The organism is Metabacillus sediminilitoris (assembly GCF_009720625.1).
GTDB classification, from domain to species: domain Bacteria; phylum Bacillota; class Bacilli; order Bacillales; family Bacillaceae; genus Metabacillus; species Metabacillus sediminilitoris.
On sequence record NZ_CP046266.1, the window covers coordinates 3,006,975 to 3,033,666 of the forward strand.

A 26,692-nucleotide genomic window follows, 5' to 3' on the forward strand; every position below is an offset into this window, starting at 1 on the left:
CCAGGCAGAATCCTTCCTTTCATGAATAATTCACGATATAACAGCGCAAAATATTTCAAAAAGCTGTCTCAGGGAGGTCACCATGCAAGATAAAAAGGCTATTCGCCTAACAGCGGCAGAGATGTCATCACTCTGGTCGCAGTATATGAATGATACTGCATTAATCTGTATGCTTACTCAATTCCTCGAAAATCTAGAAGATGAAGAAGTTCGCCCAGTTATTGAGCTTGCATTAAAAACATCAAACGATAATCTTATATTTTTAAAAGAACTTTTCCAAAAAGAACACTTTCCTGTACCAGTAGGGTTTACGAATGAGGATGTCATTTCAAAAAAACATAAGCTTTTTTCAGACACATTTGTTTTGATGTATTTACGTCAAATGTCAATTCTTGGCATGACTGCTAGTAGTATGGCTCTTGGTTTTGTAACAAGAGAAGACATTTTTGCCTTTCATAAAGAAGTATTACAATCTTCTGTTAAATTAAAATATCTTTCAAGGGAATTAATGCTAAAACAAGGCACTTATGTACGCCCGCCTTTTATCTCTATACCAGATAAAGTTGATTTTATTGATAGTCAGCAATTTTTAGCAGGTTTTATTGGCAAAAAACGACCACTTACTTCAATTGAAATTACACATTTATTTATTAATATTCAAACAAACATGATAGGCAAAACATTAATTGTAGGATTCTCTCAAATAGCTCAAAATAAAGAAGTAATCAATTATTTAGTTAGAGGTAAGCAATTAGCGCAGAAACATATAGATCTTTTTAGTGAAATATTAAAAAAGTATGATTTACCTGCTCCAATGTCATGGGACACTGCCGTAACAGATAATACTATTCCAATATTCTCAGATAAATTAATCATGTTTCATGTTTCAGCGATGATTGCTGCTGGTGTTGGAAATTATGGGGTAGCAATGGGCGCAAGTCCAAGAAGAGATATCGCATTAAAATATGCAACTCTCATACCAGAGATAGCTTTATATGCTGAAGATGGAGCAAATATTTTGATTAAACACAGCTGGTTAGAGGAACCACCTCAGACTGACGATCGAAATGAACTAATAAAGAAAAAATAAAGAGAACTAAATCATAATTTTGAGGGCTTCAAGATGAGTATCAACTAATATTGAAAGCCTTTTTTATATTATGTATATAAAAAAGGAGAGATTATTACTATTTCCTTTAATTAAACTCATAAACTTCATTTTTGTATATAAAACACATTTTATAAAAAAGGTATAAAGAGTTGTGTTCTAATAAATGAGAACCTTAAAAAATCCTATTTAACATAGAGGATTTGCGTACCTTGAAGAATTTCAACCTAAACTTTTTGTACAGAATATCTTTATTAAGCAGATTGCCTCTATTTTAAAGTAACTAATTACCAATATATTAAAAATCCGCTCAGATACTACAACAAGATCAAAGAACGGATTTTATACATTTTATGTTATTCATTTTGATTTTGACTATTATTTTTATTAACCCATGGTTCAAAGGAGAAAGGTATTCCAACCATTTTAGCTGTTAGCTCATCATATGAGACTAAATCTTCTTTTGATAATTCTTTTAAAGAGTGTTTCCCCATGGCTCTTAAACCCATTTTCATTTCTTCCGTACTAGAAGTCAGGAATTTCTCGGCTGTTTTCACACCGTCTTCTACTTTAAATTTATCTTTAAATTTCCCTTGGTTCCAAACAGCTTGAGTCGGCGGTTCAAATGGCATTGCATTCAATGATTGATTATGTGCAACTGCAAATAAAATGGCGGAACCTACATAGACAGCATCAGCACCTAGTGCAAGTACTTTTAAAAAGTGACCAGGAACTAAAAGTCCGCCTGAAACGATTAAACTAATATGTTCTTTCATCTTTCTTTTTTCAAGGTGTTTTACAGCACGAACAACTGCATGTATAGTTGGTATTCCCATGTCATCAGAAAGTATCGGTGGTGCACCTAATGTTGCAGCTTGTCCCCCGTCAATTGCAATATAATCCACCCCTAGTTCAATTACATGATCAATATCTTCTTCAATTTTACCGCCAGCACCCATTTTTACCCCAATTGGGACACCACCTGATAGCTCCCGTAAATCTTCAACTAGATTTTTTAAATCATTTAATGTTTGATCTTCAAAAAAGTGGTCATAAATCACAGCATCTTCATCTTCTTGTAAACCCATCACATTACGAGCACGTCCTGTTAAATTTTTTGGTGAAATCTTTGCTCCTACACCAAATAACGCCCCCTGGCCAAGCTTGATTTCTATCATATCAGCACGTTTTATCGTATCTTCCTCTTTTGACCATTTTGTTTTGGCATATTGTAGAATATACTTTCCAGCTTTGTCTAATTCTTCTGGTAATACACCGCCTTCTCCAGAATTTATCGCCGTTCCTACATTTTTAGCTGCTTCTGCTAACGAAAGTCTTACTTCTTCACTTAGTGCAATTCCGTATGCCATTCCGCTGATCATGAGTGGAATGTTTAGATCCAAAGGTTTTTTAGCTTTAGGTCCTATTGTAACTTTTACATCAACATCTTCTTCACCATCAATAGGAAATGGTGAAGTTTGGGCAGGAATAAATGTAATGGAATCTAAGTGTGGCCATTTTTTTGAAGACCCAAGCGGACGATGAAGGATATCACCTGTCTCAGCTCGCAAACTATTTTCTAACATATTTTGAATTCCCATATGCCTTAGTCCTGGAATCAATTCCATGATATTTTCTTGATAACTATCAGTTAAGATGATCTTTCCATATTTCTTTACGATTCTTTTTAAAATCCAACGCCATCCAATTAGCATAAATAAAAAGATGATGAATAAAATCAACATCATGGCAAAAACCATATAATCTAAAAAATTCGACATAATCACTACTCCAGTAACTTAAAAATTACACCCTTGATTATTCTCATTATTTCCCAATAATTAAAAATTATATTAATTATTTATATTGCTAGGACTAATTTATATTTAATCGAAATGTATTTTAATCAGGATCCTATTTTTTGCAAATGTATTAAAATTTAAAGTGGAGACTAGAATAATAGGTACAACAACACGCAATCAATGAACGAACAAGAATTAGCTGTAATTAAGGAGATCTTTTTATGAATGTATTAAACGAAACTACTCATCGTCCATTCTCATTGCCTGAAAAGAAATGGATTATGCGGCAATCATGGCGTAATCTTTTGTTTACACATTGGCCAATTTCACCAGAAGTATTACGACCTTATATTCCATCTCAATTACAAATTGATACATATAATGATAGAGCCTGGATTGGTGTTGTTGTATTTGTTATGGAAGGGATTTATCATCGTTACTTGCCAACTATATCGCTTACTCCAACCTTTTCAGAAATTAATGTCAGAACATACGTCCGTTATAACGGAAAACCAGGTATTTACTTTTTATCCCTAGACGTGAATGATTTAGCATCGTATACAATAGCGAAAAGATGGTATCACTTGCCATATTCTCTTGCTTCAATTTCTTATCAACAGGATGGACCAACCTTTCATGTTAAAAGCATTCGTAAAGCAAAAACAAATATTCCTATTGAATTTAAAGGAAGTTATTCACCTAACCAGGATGTCTTTTATGCAAAAAAAGAAACGTTAGAACATTGGTTTATTGAAAGGTATTGTTTATATAGTAATGATAAGCGAGGAAATATGTATTGCGGGGATATTCATCATCGCCCATGGCCTTTACAAACCGTAAACACGAATATATCTATGAATACACTCTTTTCTATGTTTTCATTCAATGTTATTGAAGAGAATTCACTTTCCTATTATTCAAGAGGTGTTGATACACTCATATGGAATATTAAGAAGCTTTAAATCTAAGTGATAGTTAAACCTACAAATAAAGATTAGGTAGATATCAGAAATTATTTTTATTTATTCATTAGCCATTTCTTTTTAAAAAAAACAATCATAACTAATAAAAATGGGACCACCATAAATAATGGAATATAGACGTATTTTGGTATTATTTTATTTCCAACTACCGCATGTTCTATATAATTAGGCGCCATTAATATCGACAAAGCAATAACTGCAGTTCCTAAAATCGGAATCGTATATTTAGTTATCTGATCCTTATTTATAAGATTTGAAATACCCTCAATAGCACCTAAAAAAAATATGGTAATTTTAAAAAATCCACCAATTATCAACATAATAAGTGCAATAGGATCGAGCCTTTGAAAGACATCTCCAATATTTATTTTTTCAACTGTATCTAATAAAGGAAATGTACTGATTTTAGCAGCATATGGTCCAAGAACACTAATCATTACTGTAGTCGCAATTAGTAAGATAATTCCGCTAAAAATAATTCCTAAAAAACCACTAATAACCCCTTGCTTCTGACTATTTAAATATGGAAAAAAGATAGTAAAGACAATAGATTCGCCAAAAGGAAAAGAAAAAATTGTCGGGAAAGCAACTTTCCATATAGGTTGCCATCCACCTTCAAGGACAGGTTGAAGATTTTCTAGCTTAGGAAGACCACTGATCAAGATAAAAAGGATAAACAGGAAACTAAAGAACATGACCCAAAAAAAGAAAATCTCTGCTGTTCTTGCAATCACTTCAAATCCTAAATAACAGGCAAAACAGATGACTGCCATAAACATAATTGCTATTACCAAAATTGGTGTTTCGACTAATATCGTGATTAAAACAAGCTCACAGAATATTCTTAAAACCCTTGCTGCAATATATAAGAATAAACAAATATAGATGACCGCAAGTAATCGGCCAATCATCTTTCCCACAATTAATTCAAGATAATTCATCATAGATAAGTCTGGAAATTGTGTGTAGAGATAAATATATAAAGAAAATAAAACAAGACCTCCCAACAGCCCTAAAAGTATTGCTAACCATGCATCTTGTTTTACTTCTAAACCTAATCCAACCACTACCGAACTTCCAACTTCAAATAAAACCATTAAAACGAATAGCTGAAACGGCTGTAGCTTGTTTGGAATCAATGTAACACCTCCTTTTTCAAGATTTCAGCTAAGATGATTTAGCAGCAGAGATTTTCTTACTAAGTTTCCCTATGATTACTACTAAGAGCGGGAGAAACAAACAAATCGTGAAAGAATAATGTGGCCATGTTTTCGCAAGGAAATGTTGAAAATGAACCATATCTGGATGTGCAATAATTGAAAAAGAAATGATTAATAAAAACAATGGAAACATTAATATTTGATGACTTTTTAATCCCAGTACATTCGCTAGTCCATTTGATAAACTGTAATAACAGATGGAGATTTTGAAATATACTGTAAGTATCCATATAATGGCCACAATGGCTTCAATGCGTTCTAAAAAGCCGCCTATATTTATCTTTTTACCTAATATAAAAGATGGATAAGATTGTCTGGCACTGTTTTCTGCACCTAAAACTAAAATACTAAATAATATGATCAGTGTTATTACCAAACCACCAAATAATGTCCCTTTATAAAAGGCCCTTTTCATTTGTTTCTTTTCATTTACATATGGTGCTACCATTAATAAGATTATTAGTTGGTTATATGGGATTGATAAATTGTTATATGTAGCCTTCATAAATGGTTTTAATCCTGCTTCTAAAATTGGCTGAACATTTTCTAGCTTGATTTCAGGAATGAGAAATAAAAATAACATAAGTAAAAGAAAGATTATCCAAGGGTAAAAAATAAGTGCAGTGCGGACGATAACCTCTAACCCTAACCTGACACCGTATAAAACTGTTAATAAAAACAAGATCATGATTATCTCAATCGGCGTTTCAACCAATATTTGCGTTGTGAAAAAATTCCCGATTTCTCTGAGTACTCCAGCAGTAAGGTAATATAAATAAAAAAGAAAGATCAGGGCAGCGATTTTACCTAACCATTTTCCAAACACTTTTTCAAGACATTCAATAAATGTCATAGATGGATAAAGATCAGCTATTTTATTATATAGATAAATAAAAAATAAACTGATTAGAACTGTTAACGCTGATGTAATCCAGGCATCTTGTTTTACAATCTTTGTAACTTGTGAAGGTGAAGTAAGAACGGAAGATCCAATTGTAAATACAATGACTAATAATTGAAATTCCGTTGCATTAATTTTTCCTTTTTCAAGCATATTCACTCATCCCACCTACAACCGAAGTTTTTCATCATGACATTATAGTAATCAAGTTTATTTTTACAATAAAAAACAGATTAATTTAAAAAGGATGCACATTTTTTATAAATCCTTTTCGTACTTTCCAACATCTAGGATAAAATCCGCTCGACGAAAGATGTTACTGGACTATATATTTTTTCTATCCAGTTTATGGGTGTAGGGATATTAATTTTCAAACACAATAAAACAGCAAAAGTCATACCGATTGAAAGTAATAGAAAATAGGCAATAATTTCTCTCCACCATCTCTTCTTTACTAGGGGAGGAATTTCAAATAATGAAATAACCACACCTGTTGTTAACATACCAATAATTGCCCACATTGGTCATTGCTCCTCAATTTCTTTTTGGAATTCTTCTGTTATTGTGCCTAATCGGCGAATATTTGCCATTACATTAACAGTCACTTCCATTTTTGCAAATTCTTGATCCCAATTCTTCTCAAGGCTCTTCCAAGCCTTAGGATCCGAACGATGGATCACTTCTCCAAATCCAAAAATATCACTTTGATAATTATCCTGCATCGATTTAAGTGCTGCTTTAATTTTCCCTTTTATCGATTCCTTATATTTTTCGTTTAACTGTTGAATACTTTCTGGTTTTGTTAAATCGATACTGCATTCAACTTCGCCAACGAATCCTTCAGCGTTAACATCTATTTCTATTTTAGGTTTTCCTTTTACGACTTTCCCTTTAACCTTTGTTTTTGAGCGGGTAGTATCTATTGTTACCTTACTATCTTCACATGCAAATGTAACAGGTGTCTTTTTTATATTATCTGTTATATAGTTAAAGCCTCTGCTTTCATCTTCCGTTAACCAACCTAATAGCTTATCATTTTTAAATACTCCTATTGAGTTAATTCTTAAACCAGTTGCTGGGGAAACATTTTGTATATTAGTAAATTCACTTCCAGTTTCAGGATCACCATACACATATACACCAGTTAAAACAGGCTCTTTCCCTTTACTGACAATGCTACTAATTAACTCATCCAACCTAACAGTCTTAGTAGGCGACCATGCTTTCTCTGAATTTTCTAAGGCGTTTGCGATTTTTATTGAAGGTATTTTTTCAAGAGCAGTTTGGACATTTAGAACATCGTATGCAGTTGTTCCTTTTGCAACAGTAATAAAGAAATCAGAACGTAATTCATGTTGCCTGGAAAGCACGTCCAGAGCTTTTCCAATACCTTCCTGTGCAAGTTCTTCACCTATAACGACTAACTGAAGATGCGCCACATAAATTCTTCTAGGGGCATCAGTAGATAAATGTCTTACAGCATCATAAATCGTTTCTCCACTTTTCATAAAGCTTACAACTTCTGTCCGACCTGATGCAGATTGTCCAGCAATTTCACTTGGATTAACGATTTGGACTGATACCATATACCCTTCTTCTGTTTTATCAATTCCCATTGATGTCACGATGGCCAGTTCGTTTAGTTCAGTCCTGCTCCAACAACCTGATAGAAATATGATCAGGATACTAATCATGACATACAAATTCCTTTTTTTCATTTTCTTCCCCCGGCAACTGAGAGTTTTTAGCGTGTTGGTTTTGGAGGAGGTGTATCTCCTCTTTTTATATCCTTTTGATTGATTAACCGTGGACGCGAAGCTAAAGCCCAATGCGGAAAGCGTAGGATATTATCTTTTTGGTCCTGTAAAATAAATGGGGCGCTTGGAGATAAATAAGGTATACCAAACGATCTTAAGCTGTTAAGATGAAGAACCATAACAATTAATCCTAAAATAATACCAAACAGTCCAAATGTAGCTGCGAGAAACATAAACAAGAACCGAAGAATTCGAATTGATATAGATAAATTAAAGGATGGAGATACAAAGCTACTTATCGCTGTTAAGGAAACAACTATTACCATCGATGCTGAAACAAAGCCAGCTTCAACTGCAGCTTGACCAATAACTAATGCACCCACAATTGATATAGAAGAACCTACAGCTCGAGGTAATCTCACTCCTGCCTCCCTTAAGATTTCAAATGTTAATTCCATTAGTAACGCCTCTACAAGTGCTGGAAATGGTACACCCTCACGCTGAGAGGCAAGGTTAATGATTAATGAGGTTGGGAGCATTTCTTGATGAAATGTCGTAACAGCAATATAGGAAGATGGTGTCAGTAATGCCAGGAAAAAACATATATAACGTAAGATTCGAATAAAAGATGCAATATCAGCCCGTTGATAGTAATCCTCACTTGATTGAAAGAAGTGGGTAAATAATGCTGGAACGATAAGCACAAAGGGCGTTCCATCAACAAGTATTGCAATCCTTCCTTCTAAAATTGCACCAGCAACAGCGTCTGGACGTTCTGTATTATAAACAGTTGGAAATGGAGAATATGTTGAATCTTGAATGAGTTCTTCAATATAACCACTTTCAAGAATAGCATCAATGTTAATTCTCTTTAATCTGTCTTGAACCTCTTTGACTAATTTGTCATTCGCTACTCCTTTTAAGTACATAATTGAAACGTCTGTTTGTGTCTTTTTTCCAATCTGACTTGTTTCTAACCAAAGGTTCGGATCTTTTATTCTTCGTCTTATTAATGCCGTATTTGTCCTCAGTGTTTCTGAAAAACCGTCCTTAGGACCTCTAACAACAGTTTGTGATGATGGCTCCTGAACACCGCGATCAACCCAACTTCTAAAACCAAGTACGAATCCCTTCTCATAGCAATCAAATAAAATGATTGTATCACCTGACAATAAGTGTAAAAAAAGTTTTTGAAACTCACTTATTTCTTTTATTTCTCCTACTGGTAGTGAATCAGCTTTCAGTGCGTCCATTAAATTTGAAGCATGAAACTCTTCTGATTCTAATTCTGCATTGCGAATTTTGACCATTAGATTTTCAAGAATAAACTCTTGAACAGAATCTGAATTAGTTAGACCATCCGTATAGATGACGCCAATTTTAATTTCTCCGTTAAGACCAACATGAAAATCCCTTATTACGATGTCAGAACTATTTCCTAACGTTTCTTTTATATAATTCATATTTTTTTTGAGGTCAAAACCGATATTAATTTTTTCCTGTACCTGTACATCTTGATTTTGTACCTGTTTTTTATAGTTGATTTTAACTTTTGGATTCCTTAGTGTTTTACTTTTATTTTCATTTTTCAGTTGATTTTGGCTACCCTGATGCTTTTCTTCCACTTTTTGTTCAGCTTTTGCGAGATCTTTCTGTTTCTCGTCCTGCTTATCTCTTAATAGCTTTTGCAAAGGGATTGGAATCCTGGTTTTCAATGCTAACCACCTCAAAAAAAAATCGTTATTAATTCTATATTTTCTCCAAAGATGATAATTTATCCCATTTGATAAAATATGTTTACATACAAAAAAGCTACTTATCAATAGTAGCTTTTTGACTCTTAACTATTTTTTGTTTTTTTTATTGATTGATCTGATATTAAGCACATGCTCAGATCTGATCAATAAAAAATCTAGTTAATTTTCTTTTATTTTTACAGTTCTAAAATGAATGGGTGTTTTGTGATATGCATCCTCTATTCCATACTTTGAAATAAGATTTTTAGGTACATTTCTTATAGGAACAGATATCTCAAAATCATCATTAAAAGGGAAAGGATAAATAATGATTTCATGACAACTACTCCACTCTACTTGAAAGTTTTTTTCAGGAAACTGCTCAAATGGTTGTTTTATTCCATTTTTAAACCATTCATGGACCCCACTATCCAAAGCTCCCGCCTCCTGCATACATACAAAAAGAGAAAGGTTATCACAAAACTTAAGTAATTGATAGTGAAAGTCCAATTCCATATCCGTCTGTTTGATATTTAATATATCGAATAGCTTAGTTTGTCTCTTTTTTTCATCTTCAAGATATCTTCTGATGCGATGATCCTCTGCCATACCCATAAAAAAATTAGTATAGTGAACACTGCAAAGTAATGCTGCATATTGGTTTTGGTTTTCGATCTCATCGATCCCTTTACGATAAAATTGAAGTTTAATCGGGATTGGATAATCATGAAATGAATAGGGTGCTCCGGACTTATCATTCCAGATAGGTGATTCATCAATATCAATCCATGCCCGATCATGTTGAGCAATTGCATATAAAACTGATTCTTTTTTTTCAAATCCCAAGAAGTTATTCTCATTCCAATTCCTAGCAAAACCTTCAGATAATAATCCATGCTGATGTTGATCAGTCATAATAAAAGAAGTAAAGTCTTCATATATAACCATCGTAACCATCTCCCCTCTGTTATATGTTTATGATTACGCTTACTTTTCCCTCTTCTAATTTTCGATATTTAAGCAGAAAAAACCTTTCAACTACAAGAAAAGAAATATAATGATAATGAATTTAAGTCACTTCTTAATCGTCCATATACATTTATGAATGATTATTAATAATAACATGGTAAAAGTATTTCCAATTGGGAATAGACCATCATACACGGCTCCAGTTTATAATATGCCACATGTGCATGAAATTGTGTATGGTTTATAGTCCTTAACAACCTAGTCAATCTAATGAGCTAGTGATCAACGTCTATTTGGTTTTATGCTAATTCAATGTAAAGCGATGGCTAGCTTATTAGGAATGCCAGCATGTGAAATAAAAAATACTGTGTTCCAAATTTAGTTGGCTTATGTACTATATTTATTCCAAAATAAACATCAATCTTATCAGGTCAAGCAGCTTCACCAACATGTTATGCAACAAAATGTTGAACGCTTTTACTTCATATCCGTACCTAGAATGAACAATCATACACCATCTAGCTATACTCAATAAAGGAAATAATTAATTGAATTAATTTCTCTTAAATGCCTCTAAGATTGCATTAACAACTGTCAAAATGTATAATATAAATATGTCCCTTCCGAAACATTTCGCTTGTTGCGGGACACTTAACCATGTACGGATCGGAAGGGACTAGTGTCTGATATTTATCAGGCACTTTTTTTATTGTTCAGATGGCTCTTTTTACATAAAGTTGTAGTGATTATCTTCTATTTATCTGCTATTATTGGGATAGGGTTCCATTTTACTTACTCAAACAAAATATGTAATTTTAAATTCTTATATACATAAAGTGTGCATTTATAGGAGGAAAGACTATGTTACGTACAATTGAATTTGTTTATTTGCCAACTGATGTTGGAACAATTCGACTTGATATTTACTACAAACATTCTATGTATCATGTTCAAGCTGAGTTAGATGATTTAGTGACTTCTTCTTATGATCGTAAAAAAGTGGAAGCAGTCAAAAAATCCTTATTGTTACTCGCAAAAGAACACCATGCGTTTGGACATCAAGAATAAAAATTGTTTTAACAGATAAGTTTTTTCCTTATACAATGTACTTAAGAATAAAGGTGAATGCCTGCCAAAGATTTAAGCACTAGAGGTGAATAACATGTTAGAAGGTTGGTTTTTGTGGTTTATTATGTTTTGGGTCGTCTTTTTAATTTCGATGTTAGCAATCGGCGGTTTTTTCATGTTTCGAAAATTTCTTCAAAGACTTCCTAAAGAAGATGGAAAATCCGATTTAGATTGGCAAGACTATTATCTCGAAAAAACGAGACATTTATGGAAACAGGAAGAAAAAAACTTTTTGGAAGATCTTGTTGAACCAGTACCAGAGCTTTTTCGTGATGTAGCACGAGCAAAAATTGCTGGTAAAATAGGTCAACTTGCTTTAAATGAAAAAGCGTCAAATATCACTCAAGATTTAATTATCAGAGGTTATATCATGGCCACGCCTAAACGAGATCATAAATTCTTAATTAAGCGATTGAATGAAAAACAAATAGATTTTTCTAAATATAAAGCACTATTTTAAAGGATCTGGATCCCATATATTCTCAAAACAAAAAAAACGAAACATATAATTTGTTTCGTTTTTTTTATTTGTTAAAGTGGTGGAATACTTGGAGTTGTCGTGTCAAGTTTGTTTCTTGTTTTTTTATAGGAAAGGAACATAGCAATTCTCCAAGGAACAATCATTCCGAATGCAAGTATCCAAAACATACCACTAAGCTCACCAATATCGATGGTATTACTTAAATAAGATTTTAGAATGATTCGAATAATTAAGAGCCCAATTAAAATAAACGCAAATGCCTTCGATCGTTTTAGATAAATTTGATTGTCTCTTATTTCGAAGTTTGATGTTTTAATTAAAAAAATTGAAAATACCATCCCTACTAGTATAGCTTCAAAGAATTCACCAACTGTTACTCGAAACATAGGATGAATAAACATCAGTGCACCTGTGCTCATGAAAATTGGCGGTAAAATGATTTTCTTTGCAGTAGCAGGCTTATTTGCAGATTTCATTCTAATGAAAATAACGAATAATGCCATACAGACTGCAATGATTGAAGAAAAAAATGTGACCAAATAAATCAACCCTTTACTCTACAGCTACTATTCCTAGTATATACGAATTTACCATATTTACCTACTAGAACTTTCAATTTTTTGTTTAGTTAAAGAATTGAATTGTCTACTATAATTAATATGAATTTTTTAAAAAAACCATTTAAGATTCTCTCCTAAATGGCCCCTTCTTTTATCCTAAAACACGATTAATCGCTTCAATAACACGACTTTCATCAAAAGGTTTAACAATAAAATCCTTAGCCCCTGCTTCAATCGCTTCAACGACCATTTTTTGCTGGCCCATGGCAGAACACATGATAATTTTCGCATTGGCATGCTTTGTTTTTATTTCTTTTAGTGCAACAAGTCCATTTTTCCCCGGCATTGTGATATCCATTGTAACTAAATCTGGTTTTACTTTTTCATAAAGATTTACAGCTTCATCTCCATTTTCTGCCTCACCGACGATCTCATGGTTTGCCTTTTCTAATATATTAGAAAGCGTTAATCTCATAAACTTGGCATCATCAACAATTAATATTCTAGCCACGCTTTGTTCCTCCTCAATAATGATAAAGGAAGCCTGATGATAGTCAAACTCCAATATGAAAGCGATTGCCATTTGACTTTATAAGTCAATATTGCCATTATATTTGCAATTGTAGCAATCTCTATCATTAATAACTATATTATAGCAAAAAATAGTAAAAATAGCATAATTTTCAAATAAATCAATATTCCTTTTGGACTAAAATCCTGTGAAACCTCCATAAATTTGTGTTAAAAATATGATAATCGAAGTCATTAAATCAAAGAATAATAAGATACCCATAATAATCATTAGATATCCACCGATTTGCATAATTTTCATATTATGCTTTTTAAGTAAACTAAGCTTGCCAATGAAAAAAGATAAAACAAGAAATGGAATGGCAAACCCTAAAATATAAGCGATCATATACAACATTGCAGAATTTGGATTTGATGCTGCTAGCCAAATAACGGCCGAAAGAATAGGTCCAGTACAAGGTGTCCAACCTGCTGCAAAAGCCATCCCAATTAGAGCAGAACCAACATATCCAGTTGGACGATTTTTAAATTCAAATCTTCGTTCTTTCATTAAAAATTCTGGCGTAAATACTCCAACGACCATTAAACCAAAAATCACAATAATGATTGCACCTATTTGCCGAATTAAATCTTGGTAGTTTTGAAAGAATTGACCCACAAAAGATGTACCAAATCCTAGAGCTATAAATATTGAAGAAAAACCTATTAAAAAGAAAATTGTGTGTAATAAACTTCTCTTTTGCACCAGTACTTGTTCAGTTTTTAACTCTCCTACTGAAACACCAGTTATATACGATAAAAATGCAGGATATAATGGTAAGCAGCACGGAGAAATAAATGATAAAAAACCTGCTCCGAACGCCAGAAATATGTTTACATCAGCCATGTTACTCCTCCTAAAAGGAAATGTCTTCTTTATTTTAACAAATTTCCCCTTTCTTGAAATATTGCATAGTATGTCATTTTTTTGTCAATTTCTTAACACTTACAATTTCTCCTTTTCTTTCTTCCTAAGATACATTTATAATAGATTCATTGTTGTTTCTAGCATCTTCCTTTGAATTCATTTAAATAAAAAGGTATACTTTAATATAATCAAAAATCATACTAAAAAAATGATTCTAACCATCTAAAAAAGAAAGGACAAATTCTCGTGTCAAAACAAGAAATGCTTCATTTAATTGAACAGAAACGAGCTGAACTTATTGACATTGTCCTAAAAAACGGGCTTAATTCAACGATTTCTATTAAATATAGCCAAGAGCTTGATCAATTATTAATTGAATATATTAAAAATGATCATGCTAAAAAAAATAATATAACTGAATGCTACTAATAGTCTAAATAATAAAACAGATAAATTCAAAGAAATAGCACGCATTTTGCGTGCTATTATTTTTCATATCGTTCTTCTACATTAGTTATAGTATGTATCTTGAACATTTGTTGCATAAAATAAAAGCCTAAAAATCGGGACTTTAATTCATTTAACCATTCATAGCTTTTAGCATTTGATTGATTTTCCCTTGGGAAGGTTTCATCCCTACTTGCATCAAAACGTTGATATATAAGGGTTTCTATAACTGTTTTTGCCACATTTTCTGTTAAGAAAAATATACCATACCTTCCTTAGATTTGTCCATGTCAAAAGGTGGATTTCAAAATACATGGTCCATTAGTTTTTCTTATTTTAAAAAAGTAAAAAATTTAAATATCAAGTCTATATTCACTTATATAATCCTCAATCGGTCTTCATCAGTATTCGTTTCTTCATGCCATATTACAATTCCATCGACTGTTTTAACTTTCCATTTAAATATTTAACCGCGAAGGTTATTGATAATATTTGTGAAGTTTAAAATTGTGAGGTTGATGAGGTTATAGTTTACATAAAAAAAGAACCCACTGAAAAATGATGAGTGGGTTTATTAATTTAACTATTATTTATAACATTTTAATAACGGCCAGTGTTCGCAGATTGAATGAGAGCCCCGCTTGAAGAATAAATACCAGCTTTGGCTAGAGCATTATACGGATCTTTATTCCACATTTGAGCAGTATAACAGGAGGTCTGACCTTTCATTATCCATCCGTTACCACCAGAATTGGCACAACTTGCATATCCTCTCTTAGTCGTGCCATTAAAACTATCAATCCAAACATTCGCATAAAAATCGTACGGAGCTGCATTATAAAACTTTAAGTAACCCCAAGCCGTATGACAATACGCACTACCTTTTAGCTGTACATATCCAATTTTCACACCGTTTTTATAGATATATTCTGTCTCATAGGTGATTGGACTTTTATACGCACAACCTGTCGAATATGGATTCGTACCATCATACGTTAATGCAGATGCTTTATTTATTGGTACAATTGCAAAGAATAGACTAAAAACAAGAGTAAATATCATTCCAATATTAAATAATTTTTTCATCGTAACAACCCTCCTTTCCTTTTTCTAGACTTTACCATGTAAAAATTTGTATTTCGATGTGCTAAGGAATCATTTTATATCTACATACAAACGACCATTTTTTACCAGCCATTAAGCTAAAAGGTTACTATAGTATTAATTATCTGAAAATAATCAAACAAAGAAACCACTGAAAATTAATCAGTGGCCTTTAATATTATATACCCTTCCATCTCAGCAATTACTAACAATGCTTTAAGAAGTTCTAATAAAAACTCCTCAGAAAATTCAAATTCTCTAATATGTAAAAAGTCATCTGCTTTAAATCCAAATATGAATATCATATCTACTACACATGTCTACCAGCTCTTGAATCAATATACTCCTTACAAAAATTCCGAATATTTGTAAATTATTGTGAAACGATCAACTGTTTCTTCATAAGTCATATCCTCACTTGCAGGGGGTATAACAGTTACATGTGCTGCGTATGTATCATACTCCTTTATCCAACCTTTTTGTTCCTTACCATAGTAAACCCTTTCAGAATAACAAGAAGTGTCTCTTTTTAGATTCATATTGTTGGCTTTATTAATCACGCCTAGTTTCTACACTTTTGTAGACCTTCGTAAGAGAACGCTTTTCTAATTGGATAACTTAAAAACATGTCTAAAGTAAAAAAAGTAACATAACCCTTTAATTGAAATTGGATATTTATACCATATATTAAATAACAAGGTCTAGAAGACAATATATTTGTCTACTCGTTCAATAGATACAATTAGTAAACTTTTGCAGAATGGAACCTTTGTTCTTTTGAAAAGGAATACATTCCAGCAATAGTCACACTTAACTATTTAAATTTAAAACGGTCAATTCAAGGAGGAATTAGTATGGTAAAAGAGACAGAATTAGAAGTTATTAAAAAGAATATTAAATCTTCAGACGCAGAAAAAGCTAAAATTGAAAAAGTTGCGGCTGCTAAGGTTGAAGAAGAAATTGGTGAGGAGCTTTTACCATTAAAGAGTCAATTATCATCAATACAAACTGCTCTAAATCAACTTGAATCAAATAGTCAACAGATGAATCCATCAATCGGGCAAAATCAACAACAAACAAATGAATTATTAAGACAGATCCAACAGTTTAGCTTACAAACTCAACAACAACAGCAAAAAACATTCCAACAATTGCAACAATCTATTCATCAAGCTGCACAAATGTTAACTGGTGTAGAACAATCATTACAATCAGTAAATATGTTGAACCAAATAGCACAACAAATTAACCAATCACAACAACAATTACAACAACAACAACAAAATCAAAACCAGCAACAACAGAACCAAGGTCAAGGACAAATGGGTATGAATAATAACCAAATGTATCAATAATTGATTATGTGTAGCTGATAATATGCGGTTATCAGCTACATTCTTTATTTTAAAAATAGTTTTCCATCCTTCTAACAGTTTATTCATCCAAAATTACCCATTTCAATCTAACTAATTTACTTACAAATTTTGACCACTTACCTTACTAACACCCTTAGCTAGATATTTCATTTTCCCTTAACTATTTACTACGATTTTCAGCTTAGAATTGATTTATCCAATCTCTTCATACAACTCACTAAACAATCTTTGATCATGTACACTAATAACAATTCCGTTGAAATAGCAAACAAATTAAGTATCTTATGTTTACCCAGTTTAATGTTTCTAATTAGCTGTTTAAAGCACTTAATAGCTGGTCCTAATTTGTCTTGCTCTGAGTATTGGAAATAGTATTTAGTCACCTGTTTAACACCTGTATAAAGCTCCTCAATTGTCTTTGGGCATGAATAGTAACTAGTTGCTAATTCAATATATTCTTTTGGAACTTGCTTGCTTGTGAATGATGAATCAAGCGTGTGAGTACGTTCTTTTGATATGTTGTTAGTTTTAAAAGGTGGAGAGTTAATTGCTGGTTCATTTGTTCCTCTTTAGGTGGTTCAATATGATTTGAAATAGAAGAAGGTTGTGCTTCATATAATACAAAATGGTTAAACACTATGAGACTTCAATTAAGAATTGTATTAATTGATTTAACTCCTAACATTTGTTTTTTAATGTTTTTGGAGTGATTCCTTTAGCTTCACAATGGTAATAATACTCGTAATAATATCTTCTAAATGTACAAAAAACCACCTTCGCTGCTGATATTTCCAGCAGAAAAAGTGGTTTATTAATTGTTATAAGAAGGATTAAGCATTTTAGAATAAAAAATCCGATGAAAGATTCACCAACCGCTATTAATAGAGAAGATGTTTTCATTATGTAAATTGCTTAAAACCTTATTATATCAACGGTTTTTATTTCATTTGACCATTCATAGCTTTTAGCATTTGATTGATTTTCTTTTGGGAAGGTTTCATCCCCATTTGCATCATCATCATTTTTAACATTTGCTCGTTGATTGGTGGATTTTTCTTCAGGTAAGTCATCATATATTTACGCGCAATGAAAAATCCTAGTGCAATACCAGCAAGTAGTGCTAGAATGCCTACTAGAATAACAACCCATAATTCCATTATTTTTCCTCCTTCGTGTTGTCTATCTTACAGTGTACTAAACCCTTGGATATTATACAACATTTGCTTAATAATTTCTTCACTTTTAACCAAAATTTCTTTCTTTAATAGGATTTAACCACCCGTATCTTTCTCCTTGTAAATCCATAGCTAAAAAACAAGGATCAAATTTCCTTAATACTTCAAAGAAAATAGTTTCCGCCTCATAACTTCCATTCGAAGATAGTTCAATATACCGGTCTTTCACAATCATCGTAGCACTGCCTCTATTTCCCTTTAATTCCACTTTGTGAATATGTTGAACCTTCTGATAATCAACCCGATTTGCTAAATGTGAACAGAGCAGCTGATCTATAAACAAAGTAGGTATTGGTTTTGTAATATAATTTATTTGTTTTGCAAGCATATCTACATGATTTGAGCGAGCTGTTGTCCAATGATAGTCTTGAAACAGGTGATAAATTTTCGACTCCCGTCCAAAGTAGTGACTAGCAAATTCCTCTTCTATTAAGTATATATAATAGTGTCTCACTATTTCACTCTCCCTCTACCATCCAATTGCTATAATTATAAAAGATTCTTTAAGCAATAATTGTCTTAAGATGGAGAAAGAAGCCACTATTTTTGTCGAAGTGATAAGAAAACCAAAACCCGTTAAAATAAGTCCATAGAAGTAGGACAAAATATCAGTCCTGCTAAACTTTAATCCCACGGAAAGATCCAAATCATTTTTAAAGCTAAATACCATAACGATACAACTAAATAATTGGTCTAGCAAATAAGGGGTCATCTTAATTACTGATATAAAAAAGAATAAATCACTAGGATTTATCCTTTTTAATGAAGATTATGTTTTTTCACATCTTTTAGTTTTTGAGGTGTTACATCATTTCCATTTGGATCAATAATCGTTACACCTTCTAAAGTATTTTTGATAGATGAACGGAAAGTTTGAAGATATTGTTGACGAAGTGATTGTTGCTCTTCTTTTTCTTCCGATGTTAAACCAACAGATTTAGCTTTTTTTGATAATTCATTTATACGATTAAGTTTTTGTTTAGGTAACATATTTTATCTTCTCCTCTCAGCTCATGCATGTTAGAATTCTATATCATTGATTTAAAGAAATAAAAGAAATAGAAGGAGTTCATATCTCCGTAATCTTTTATCTTTAAAATACCTAAAATAGTTATAACATACATGTCATATTACTAAAAGGAGAAACATCTGACAACTAATATGACTGCCACTTATCAATATACTTCGTTTTTCATTCCTCTTCATGGAGTAGTTTTGCTTGTAGTTAGAATGCTTATTAAGTAAATTTGAATGAATACGTTATTCTTCAACATATGGAATTGTCAGTGGTCCTAAAGGAAGTACTGCAACTTTCATATCTTCTCCGTAACTCTCCTTCAATTCTTCCAATGTTCGATCAATATCCTTAGTAGATGTAAACATTGCATTGTTTACATCTTCATCTGATAATGTTGAATAAACAAAAACATCTGCCCATACTTGAATAACAGCCTGCTTTTGAACTTGCCATTGATCAAACATTTTAAATTCAGGATCATTAATCATATCTAATATTTCTTGCGGAGTTTTTCGCATCCTAAGTATTTCTGCATAATTTCCATGGTTAGGTAATCCATCTGAGCATTCAGCTGCACAGATAATTGTCCCTCCTTTTTTGACAATTTTATGAGCAGCACTCATACCTTTTACAGCCTGGTATAAATTTTGATCCAACGGATAGCCAGAATTAGATGTGATGACGACATCAAAACGATCATCACATTTAATCATTGAGTGTTCTTTGACATAAGCACAACCTTCATCATGTGCTTCATAAAGCTCACCTGCAAAAACATTGGTAATTTGTTTTGCTTTATTTAATGTTACGTTTAACATGAAATGTGGTTTACAGTAACTATTTACTTCGCGGGTCATATCCTGTACAGGATTATTGACCATATTTCCCCATGTTGATAATGGATCACCAATCATTCGGGCATTATGAAACGTCATAATTGTCTCAATACCAGCAATGCCAGGCATAATACCCTTAGGTCCCCCTGAAAATCCAGCAAAAAAATGTGGTTCAATAAAACCAGTAACAATACGAAAATCTGCTTCAACATACTCTTTATTGAGATAAATATCACACCCGAATTTACTTTCCCCAACGTTCACAAGCGTTTCTTTATCATGACAACTATTATTGATTACACGCACATTGTCTACGACCCATTCACCCAACATTTGTACAAATTCATCCCTTGTTTGATCTCGATGTGTACCTGTACCATTTATGATGACAAAATTATTTAATGGAACATGTGGTAATTCTTTAATTAACCAAGGTACTAGCTTGTGGTTTGGTGTTGGACGTGTAATATCACTAATAACGATTGCAACTTTATCGGTTTCTTTAACCATTTCATGAAGTGGTTTTGACCCGATAGGATTTCTTAATGCTTCTATAACGGCTTTTTCTTCATTTTCTAAGCCCTCTAGATTATTAGGTACAACAATTACTGAGTCATCTGGAACATTTATTGTTAATCCTTCTTTACCATATAAAAGTGTTGTTTTCATTCTTTTATCTCACTTCCTGTGTTAGTATCAAATGTCCTTTTTCATTTTCTATTTTAAAACCCCTGAAGCTCTTTACACATCAGGGGCAAATAAACAATTTTACAGATCGATTGATGCATTTTTACCAGCATGACTAGATTCATCATATTCTTTTTTCGCATCAATACCTTTTTTCTTCTGATAATTATCCATCAATATAACAGCAACTGGACATAAAACAGCAGTTGTTAAAGTAGCAATTGAAATTTGAGCAGTGGCAATGTTAACAATATCCTGATAGCTTTGAGCTTCAGCAGCTGTCATCATACCAGAGCCAGCAGCAACTGTTGCTGCCGCTGCAATTGCTGCAGGTGTTGCTGCCGCATTGCCAGCTGTAGAAGCTTCTGCAACTGGTGCGATTTGACTCTTTTCTCTGAACAATTTAAATACAAGAATACCTGTACCTCCTGTTAAGACTACAGTCAAAACTCCAAGCAATAATCCCGCACCTACTACTTCCGGATTAAAGAAATTTGCTAAGTTCATTCCTGCACCTAAAGCAAAGGCAAAGAATGGTACAGGTAACAGCTCTCCCGGTTTTAGGAATTCACGTATTTCAGGGTCTAGGTTACCCAAAATCATACCGATTGCGATCGGAAGTAATACAGCAATAAATGCAATAACCGGAAAACTTGAACCCATCATTCCAAGAGCCATTAATGTAAAGAATGGACCATCGTTTAATGAAAGAACTGAAACTGCTCCAACATCAGAACGGTTGCCGTATTGACCTGTTAAAGCAGCATACATACCACCATTTCCGTTTGTCATAGCGGCAATAATAGCTACAGTTGATAATCCTAATAATCCATTCATAGGATCAAATAACATCCCAAACACAACACCAACAGCAAGACCTGTAAGATATTTAGATGTAGTAAGTAATACACCTTTTTTAAGCGCTCTTCCGCCAACCTTTAAATTCATTTGACTTCCACAGCAAAATAGAAATAAAGCAATTAATGTTAATGAGCCGTTTTTAAACAATGCTTCTGAAAAACCGCCAATCTTAAGCATTTCATAGTTTCCTTCTTCAGTAGGAGCAACACCTAATACTTTTAGAAAATCCATAATAAATGGGATATGCAGTTGATCGATTGTATTTATTAGTGCACCTAACAAAAGTGGAACAACCATTAAACCACCAGGAACTTTTTCAATAGATTGTTTTATTTTCATTAACATCTCCCCCTTGTTTAACGAATTTCGAATTATGAATGGAAAAAGTACGTAAAACTTGTTCAGCTGCTTGTTCGAGTAAGAAAGTAGCCTTCTCAAATGCCTCATCAAGATCCATGGGAGCGTTTACAATACTATGGATACTTCGAATTCCATATTGATATAACTCATCAATCCCCTTACCTATTGATCCAGCTAATACAATCGTTGGGATCCCCCATTTTTGAGCTTCTTGTGCAATACCCATAGGAGTTTTACCTGACGCAGTTTGGAAATCGATCTGCCCCTCACCTGTTATGACAAGATCAGCTCCTGTTAATGCATGAGCAAAATTTGTATACTCAATGACAATATCTATACCTCGCCTCATATTAACTGGAAAAAATGCTAGAAAAGCCCCTCCTAATCCCCCAGCTGCTCCTGCACCAGGTCTATCATGGAGTCGTATACCTGTTAATTCTTCAACTTTCTCAGCAAAATGACGAAGCTTTCGATCTAATTCTTCGACCATTTTAGGTGTCGCTCCTTTTTGTGGACCAAATACATATGATGCTCCATTTAAACCTATAAGTGGATTTTGCACGTCCGAAGCAAGTAGAAATGATGATTCAGCAATTCTTTTATCAAATGTGCTATCATCAATTGTGGCGATTTTGTCTATTTCTTCAGCTCCCAGGCAAATTTCATTACCATTAATATCTAGTAACTTCATTCCTAATGCTTGAAGCATTCCAATACCACCATCATTTGTTGCACTTCCACCAATACCCAGAATAAAATGACGACATCCATTATTTAATGCTTCCTTAATTAATTGTCCTGTACCATATGTTGTCGCTTTCAATGGATTTCTCAAATTAGCAGGAACTAAATTTAAGCCAGATGCACTTGCCATTTCAATAATGCATGTTTTTCCATCACCTAGCATTCCATATTCCGCTAATACATCTTTTTCTATTGGCCCCTTTACTTTCACTGATACTTTTTTTCCTGTAGTAGCTTCAACAAGACTGTCCATTGTACCTTCTCCCCCATCTGCAACAGGAACTAATACAGTTTCAGCATATGGAAGATAATTTTTAATTCCTTTTTCAATTGCAACCGCAGCCTCTAATGCACTAACGCTTCCTTTAAAAGAATCTGGTGCTATGACAATTTTTATGGTATCCACCCCCTGGTTAGCGCTTACATTTTTATTAACCTTGTTCAATATAGGTTAAGTTTATTATATAAATAGTACCGAGAAATAGCTTTGTTCATATTAAATAAAAATAGTGTATATTTTTAAGAATTTTTTGTTTACTATAAATAAAAAAGCTAAATGCCTCTCAAGAATTAATTTTCCGCTTTCATCTAGTTAGCTCAGAGGAACTTTAAAATTTGTCATTAACTATATAATTCAGATATAAATTGAAAGTCTTTTTACAATTCCACTATAAATCTTACAAATGAGACAATGAGGATGTGTACAAATTGTTAACTCAAGAAATTGCAGAAGAAATTGTTAAAGAAACGATGAGACGTTTAAATCGCAATATAAATATCATGGATCCTACTGGGACAATTATTGCTTCAGGAGATTCAACTCGAATAAGTTATTTCCATGAAGGTGGATTTCATGTCATTAAGTCTGGAAAGCCTTTAGTTATTACAAAACATAACAAAGATCAGTGGAGAGGAAGTAAAATAGGAATTAATCTGCCAATTGAATTCCAAAATAAAATTATTGGAGTCATCGGAATAACCGGAGAACAAAACGAAGTAGAAGAATTTGGTGAACTCGTAAAAATGACTACTGAGATGATGATTAAACAGTCATATTTAGCTACTCAATCAGAATGGCAGGCTAGATCAAAAGAAGAAACGTTTGTTGAATTAGTAAAAGAAAAACCTAATTATGACTTTATTGATCAAAGGCTTGAATTATTACAAATTAATCTGATTCCACCTTTTCATATGTTTTTAATAGAAATCAAATTGATAAAAATACAAAGTCAATCACTAATTAGAAAACTTGAAGAGATATTTAATAAAAAATGCACACTTATTGGGTTTCTAGAAGTTGGCAGAATGTTTATTCTGTCTTCCGGTATTTCTAGTAAACAGGCAATAGATAAAATCAACATTATTCAAGACATGCTAACTAAATTACAAATACAATGTAAAATAGGCTACGGTACTCCTGTTTACACAAGAGAAATGCTAAAAGTATCCTTTAATGAATCAGAAATTGCGTTATCGATTGGAAAAGTTAGAGAACTATCATTTAATTCATACTCTAATATGGAAGCAGAAGCACTTATTATTCAGATTGATGAGGATTTGAAAAAACGTTTTTTAGAGAGAATCTTCCCAACAATAGATGCAAAAGTAATTGAAACATTACAAGCATTTTTTCAATGTAATTTTAATATTACTGAAACAGCAAGTAAACTATTTATCCATAGAAATACTCTTATTTATCGATTAAAAAAAATAAAAGAAGAAACAGGCTATGATCCACAAGTTTTTAAAGATTCAGTTCCTCTTCAATTAGCTATTTGGATGTATGTAAATAAACTCTCTACTACTAACTGAAAAGTAATAATCAATAATAGGTAAAACAATATATAAAAAATATTATTTGAAAGCGCACACATATGAAAGTCTTTATAAAAAAGAGTCATTAAATTAACGAGAGCAATGCATTCATTATGTTGCTCTCTTTCAATTAATTTTGTGCATCTTCCATATGCTTTTCAATGTATTCCTTATATCTTCTGTGAACTGTTGCTTTACTAACATCAAATCCTACACCTCTTAGAGTAGCAGCTATTTCATGAAAGGTTAACTTTTTTTGACGTAGTTTTAATATCTCCTCAATTGGAACTTCAATTTTTTCACGACCTCCTCCACTTTCTAAATTCGATAAATTATCTTGAGGTCTATACCCCTTTTTTATAGCTCTATTCATACCTCTACTGATTTTATAGTTTACAAGTTTCCTTTGAAATTCTTCAACCGTTGCAAGAATATTCAATACCATAAGATCACTTTCTGATAATTCAGGCTCTCCTTGTTCTGTAAGTGTAAAAACCTTCGCATCTAATTTCCTTATTTCATGTAAGATAGCTATTTTTGCATGACCTCTCCCTAAGCGGGTATCATCTTGAACAAGAAGAATGTTAGCTTGTTTATCTTTTAACAGCGCTAATGCTTCTATCATTCCTTCTCGATCGATATCAAATCCACTATGCCGTTCTTCAATAATCTTTATAATTTCAATTTTATGTAAACACGCTAGCTTTTCTAATTCTTCTCTTTGTCTTTCAATTGATGAATCCTGTGTTTCTTTTTCTGTACTAACACGACAATAAATAATAGCCTTCATTTTTAACTCCCCAAATGATTTATATATGACTATACCTAATCTAAATTAAAAAAGTAAAAACTACATTTTATTTACTACTGGCAATCTGTTCAATTTGATGCTCCTGCTCTCTTTCTACTGGTACATAAACTAAATCGCCTGGCTTAATTATACTTGAATGAATTTCGTTTTTTTCCTGTACCCACACAACAAATTCTTGTTTTGATATTTTTGTGTTAACTGAATATTCTTCGGCAATACTCCATAAACTGTCACCTTCTTTAATTTCAACTTGATGATATTTTTCTAAACTTTCTTTTGTACCTGTATAAGAAACGGCCCCAAAAACAGCTACTAATACCACAAAAAATGAAAAGATGTAGATCATTGACTCTTTTTTCATATTAATCACCCCATAAGAATATTTGTTCGCATTTATAAATTGAGTATAATACGAACGATTGTTCTAGTCAATCTTTTTTCTCGAACTTATGTTTGTATTAATAGGAAAAAGATGCTATAATAAACATATATTATAGGAATCCGAGGTGTCTCAGAGGATGACGAAACTATCAAAAAGACAACAAGATATCTTAAGCTTTATAAAAGATGAAGTACAAAAGAAAGGGTATCCACCCTCTGTACGTGAAATTGGCGAGGCAGTTGGATTAGCATCTAGCTCTACTGTTCACGGGCACTTAGCTAGGTTAGAATCAAAGGGATTAATTCGACGTGATCCAACAAAACCTAGAGCAATTGAGATACTCGAAGAGGATGACTCCTTACACATCCCAAAAAGCAAGGTTATAAATGTTCCAGTTATCGGTAAAGTAACAGCTGGTCTACCTATTACTGCAATTGAAAATGTAGAAGAATATTTTCCGCTTCCAGACAAATACGCTACTGACGATGAACATATTTTTATGTTAGAAATTATGGGTGAAAGTATGATAGAGGCTGGAATCCTTGATGGAGATATGGTCATTGTAAGACAACAGCAAACTGCGAATAATGGCGATATCGTTGTTGCAATGACAGAGGAAGATGAAGCAACGTGTAAGCGATTCTTTAAGGAAAAGGATTATATCCGTTTACAACCTGAAAATTCTACAATGGAACCAATTATTTTACGCAATGTTTCTATTTTAGGTAAAGTAATTGGTGTGTACCGTTCAATACATTAAACTCTTGCCAATTTGAACTGCACCTGCAATTGTTGGATACAATCTAACAATTGCAGGTGCAGTTTTTACTTTATCATTCATATTATTAAGGACTTTTTAAACTATAGGATCTTTTAAACAACACTTCTAAACCATGTTCTTCGTATTACATTACACAATTCCTTACAACACTT

At 32.6% G+C, this 26,692-nt stretch carries 27 protein-coding genes; 8 read left to right on the forward strand and 19 right to left on the reverse strand.

Annotated features, from left to right (window positions below; translation table 11 throughout):
• Window positions 1–82: 82 nt before the first annotated feature.
• Complete coding sequence (locus GMB29_RS14205) at window positions 83–1,090, forward strand: DUF3231 family protein (RefSeq protein ID WP_136354634.1); 1,008 nt, start codon at window positions 83–85, stop codon at window positions 1,088–1,090.
• A gap of 374 nt (window positions 1,091–1,464) precedes the next feature.
• On the opposite strand, the gene GMB29_RS14210 is transcribed toward GMB29_RS14205, so the two are convergent.
• Window positions 1,465–2,889 carry an FMN-binding glutamate synthase family protein gene (locus GMB29_RS14210; RefSeq protein WP_136354636.1) on the reverse strand — a complete coding sequence of 475 codons (1,425 nt, stop codon included), beginning with the start codon at window positions 2,887–2,889 and terminating at the stop codon, window positions 1,465–1,467.
• Window positions 2,890–3,131: 242 nt separating this feature from the next.
• On the opposite strand from GMB29_RS14210, the gene GMB29_RS14215 reads away from it, so the two are divergent.
• Complete coding sequence (locus GMB29_RS14215; RefSeq protein ID WP_136354638.1) at window positions 3,132–3,872, forward strand: YqjF family protein; 741 nt, start codon at window positions 3,132–3,134, stop codon at window positions 3,870–3,872.
• A 56-nt stretch (window positions 3,873–3,928) separates the two neighbouring features.
• On the opposite strand, the gene GMB29_RS14220 is transcribed toward GMB29_RS14215, so the two are convergent.
• The 6 genes from GMB29_RS14220 to GMB29_RS14245 form a co-directional block, all read right to left on the reverse strand.
• On the reverse strand, window positions 3,929–5,032 hold the full coding sequence (locus GMB29_RS14220) for a GerAB/ArcD/ProY family transporter (RefSeq protein ID WP_136354640.1): 1,104 nt from the start codon (window positions 5,030–5,032) through the stop codon (window positions 3,929–3,931).
• A 28-nt stretch (window positions 5,033–5,060) separates the two neighbouring features.
• The gene (locus GMB29_RS14225) at window positions 5,061–6,167 is read right to left on the reverse strand and encodes a GerAB/ArcD/ProY family transporter (RefSeq protein WP_227551747.1); all 1,107 of its coding nucleotides are present in this window, start codon (window positions 6,165–6,167) and stop codon (window positions 5,061–5,063) included.
• A 134-nt stretch (window positions 6,168–6,301) separates the two neighbouring features.
• Window positions 6,302–6,535: a hypothetical protein gene (locus GMB29_RS14230; protein WP_136354644.1), complete on the reverse strand. Its 234-nt coding sequence runs from the start codon at window positions 6,533–6,535 to the stop codon at window positions 6,302–6,304.
• 3 nt (window positions 6,536–6,538) lie between these two features.
• Complete coding sequence (locus GMB29_RS14235; protein ID WP_136354646.1) at window positions 6,539–7,732, reverse strand: Ger(x)C family spore germination protein; 1,194 nt, start codon at window positions 7,730–7,732, stop codon at window positions 6,539–6,541.
• A gap of 26 nt (window positions 7,733–7,758) precedes the next feature.
• A complete protein-coding gene (locus GMB29_RS14240) occupies window positions 7,759–9,234 on the reverse strand; it encodes a spore germination protein (protein ID WP_136354861.1) in 1,476 nt (491 codons plus the stop codon).
• Window positions 9,235–9,687: 453 nt separating this feature from the next.
• Window positions 9,688–10,455 (reverse strand): DUF3891 family protein, encoded by a 768-nt coding sequence (locus GMB29_RS14245; RefSeq protein WP_168733862.1) that lies wholly within the window; start codon window positions 10,453–10,455, stop codon window positions 9,688–9,690.
• Window positions 10,456–11,337: 882 nt separating this feature from the next.
• Here GMB29_RS14245 and GMB29_RS14250 point away from each other — a divergent pair.
• Both GMB29_RS14250 and GMB29_RS14255 read left to right on the forward strand, forming a co-directional pair.
• Window positions 11,338–11,544: a hypothetical protein gene (locus GMB29_RS14250; RefSeq protein ID WP_136354650.1), complete on the forward strand. Its 207-nt coding sequence runs from the start codon at window positions 11,338–11,340 to the stop codon at window positions 11,542–11,544.
• Between the two features lie 94 nt (window positions 11,545–11,638).
• Complete coding sequence (locus tag GMB29_RS14255) at window positions 11,639–12,064, forward strand: DUF2621 domain-containing protein (RefSeq protein ID WP_136354651.1); 426 nt, start codon at window positions 11,639–11,641, stop codon at window positions 12,062–12,064.
• Between the two features lie 71 nt (window positions 12,065–12,135).
• On the opposite strand, the gene GMB29_RS14260 is transcribed toward GMB29_RS14255, so the two are convergent.
• The 3 genes from GMB29_RS14260 to GMB29_RS14270 all read right to left on the reverse strand — a co-directional run bounded on the left by GMB29_RS14260 (window position 12,136) and on the right by GMB29_RS14270 (window position 14,062).
• Window positions 12,136–12,624, reverse strand: a complete 489-nt coding sequence (locus GMB29_RS14260) for a CcdC family protein (protein WP_136354653.1) — start codon at window positions 12,622–12,624, stop codon at window positions 12,136–12,138.
• A 172-nt stretch (window positions 12,625–12,796) separates the two neighbouring features.
• A complete protein-coding gene (locus GMB29_RS14265; protein ID WP_136354656.1) occupies window positions 12,797–13,156 on the reverse strand; it encodes a response regulator in 360 nt (119 codons plus the stop codon).
• 198 nt (window positions 13,157–13,354) lie between these two features.
• Window positions 13,355–14,062: a cytochrome c biogenesis CcdA family protein gene (locus GMB29_RS14270; RefSeq protein ID WP_136354658.1), complete on the reverse strand. Its 708-nt coding sequence runs from the start codon at window positions 14,060–14,062 to the stop codon at window positions 13,355–13,357.
• Window positions 14,063–14,344: 282 nt separating this feature from the next.
• Between GMB29_RS14270 and GMB29_RS14275 the strand changes: the two genes are divergently transcribed.
• Window positions 14,345–14,512, forward strand: a complete 168-nt coding sequence (locus GMB29_RS14275) for an aspartyl-phosphate phosphatase Spo0E family protein (RefSeq protein ID WP_319941513.1) — start codon at window positions 14,345–14,347, stop codon at window positions 14,510–14,512.
• A 618-nt stretch (window positions 14,513–15,130) separates the two neighbouring features.
• Here the strand turns inward: GMB29_RS14275 and GMB29_RS14280 are convergent.
• Complete coding sequence (locus GMB29_RS14280) at window positions 15,131–15,616, reverse strand: DUF2690 domain-containing protein (RefSeq protein ID WP_136354663.1); 486 nt, start codon at window positions 15,614–15,616, stop codon at window positions 15,131–15,133.
• Between the two features lie 872 nt (window positions 15,617–16,488).
• Here GMB29_RS14280 and GMB29_RS14285 point away from each other — a divergent pair.
• Complete coding sequence (locus GMB29_RS14285) at window positions 16,489–16,989, forward strand: hypothetical protein (RefSeq protein WP_136354665.1); 501 nt, start codon at window positions 16,489–16,491, stop codon at window positions 16,987–16,989.
• Window positions 16,990–17,948: 959 nt separating this feature from the next.
• On the opposite strand, the gene GMB29_RS14290 is transcribed toward GMB29_RS14285, so the two are convergent.
• The 6 genes from GMB29_RS14290 to GMB29_RS14315 form a co-directional block, all read right to left on the reverse strand.
• Window positions 17,949–18,167, reverse strand: coding sequence for a YneF family protein (locus tag GMB29_RS14290; RefSeq protein WP_136354667.1), 219 nt, complete (start codon window positions 18,165–18,167; stop codon window positions 17,949–17,951).
• 85 nt (window positions 18,168–18,252) lie between these two features.
• The gene (gene sirA / locus GMB29_RS14295; protein WP_406600266.1) at window positions 18,253–18,699 is read right to left on the reverse strand and encodes a sporulation inhibitor of replication protein SirA; all 447 of its coding nucleotides are present in this window, start codon (window positions 18,697–18,699) and stop codon (window positions 18,253–18,255) included.
• A 305-nt stretch (window positions 18,700–19,004) separates the two neighbouring features.
• Window positions 19,005–19,235, reverse strand: a complete 231-nt coding sequence (locus GMB29_RS14300; RefSeq protein ID WP_136354671.1) for a DUF896 domain-containing protein — start codon at window positions 19,233–19,235, stop codon at window positions 19,005–19,007.
• Window positions 19,236–19,505: 270 nt separating this feature from the next.
• Window positions 19,506–20,768: a nickel-dependent lactate racemase gene (larA, locus tag GMB29_RS14305; RefSeq protein ID WP_136354673.1), complete on the reverse strand. Its 1,263-nt coding sequence runs from the start codon at window positions 20,766–20,768 to the stop codon at window positions 19,506–19,508.
• Window positions 20,769–20,867: 99 nt separating this feature from the next.
• On the reverse strand, window positions 20,868–21,986 hold the full coding sequence (locus GMB29_RS14310) for a 2-keto-3-deoxygluconate permease (RefSeq protein ID WP_136354674.1): 1,119 nt from the start codon (window positions 21,984–21,986) through the stop codon (window positions 20,868–20,870).
• The gene (locus GMB29_RS14315; RefSeq protein ID WP_136354863.1) at window positions 21,964–23,148 is read right to left on the reverse strand and encodes a glycerate kinase family protein; all 1,185 of its coding nucleotides are present in this window, start codon (window positions 23,146–23,148) and stop codon (window positions 21,964–21,966) included. Before GMB29_RS14315 ends, GMB29_RS14310 begins: the two co-directional genes overlap by 23 nt.
• A 311-nt stretch (window positions 23,149–23,459) precedes the next feature.
• Between GMB29_RS14315 and GMB29_RS14320 the strand changes: the two genes are divergently transcribed.
• The gene (locus tag GMB29_RS14320; RefSeq protein ID WP_136354675.1) at window positions 23,460–24,563 is read left to right on the forward strand and encodes a CdaR family transcriptional regulator; all 1,104 of its coding nucleotides are present in this window, start codon (window positions 23,460–23,462) and stop codon (window positions 24,561–24,563) included.
• Between the two features lie 133 nt (window positions 24,564–24,696).
• Here GMB29_RS14320 and GMB29_RS14325 read toward each other — a convergent pair whose 3' ends face one another.
• Window positions 24,697–25,356 carry a YneB family resolvase-like protein gene (locus tag GMB29_RS14325; RefSeq protein WP_136354677.1) on the reverse strand — a complete coding sequence of 220 codons (660 nt, stop codon included), beginning with the start codon at window positions 25,354–25,356 and terminating at the stop codon, window positions 24,697–24,699.
• A 67-nt stretch (window positions 25,357–25,423) separates the two neighbouring features.
• Complete coding sequence (gene yneA / locus GMB29_RS14330; RefSeq protein ID WP_136354679.1) at window positions 25,424–25,738, reverse strand: cell division suppressor protein YneA; 315 nt, start codon at window positions 25,736–25,738, stop codon at window positions 25,424–25,426.
• A gap of 157 nt (window positions 25,739–25,895) precedes the next feature.
• Here yneA and lexA point away from each other — a divergent pair, with 157 nt between their 5' ends.
• Window positions 25,896–26,519, forward strand: a complete 624-nt coding sequence (lexA, locus tag GMB29_RS14335) for a transcriptional repressor LexA (RefSeq protein ID WP_136354681.1) — start codon at window positions 25,896–25,898, stop codon at window positions 26,517–26,519.
• The last annotated feature ends 173 nt before the right edge of the window (window positions 26,520–26,692 follow it).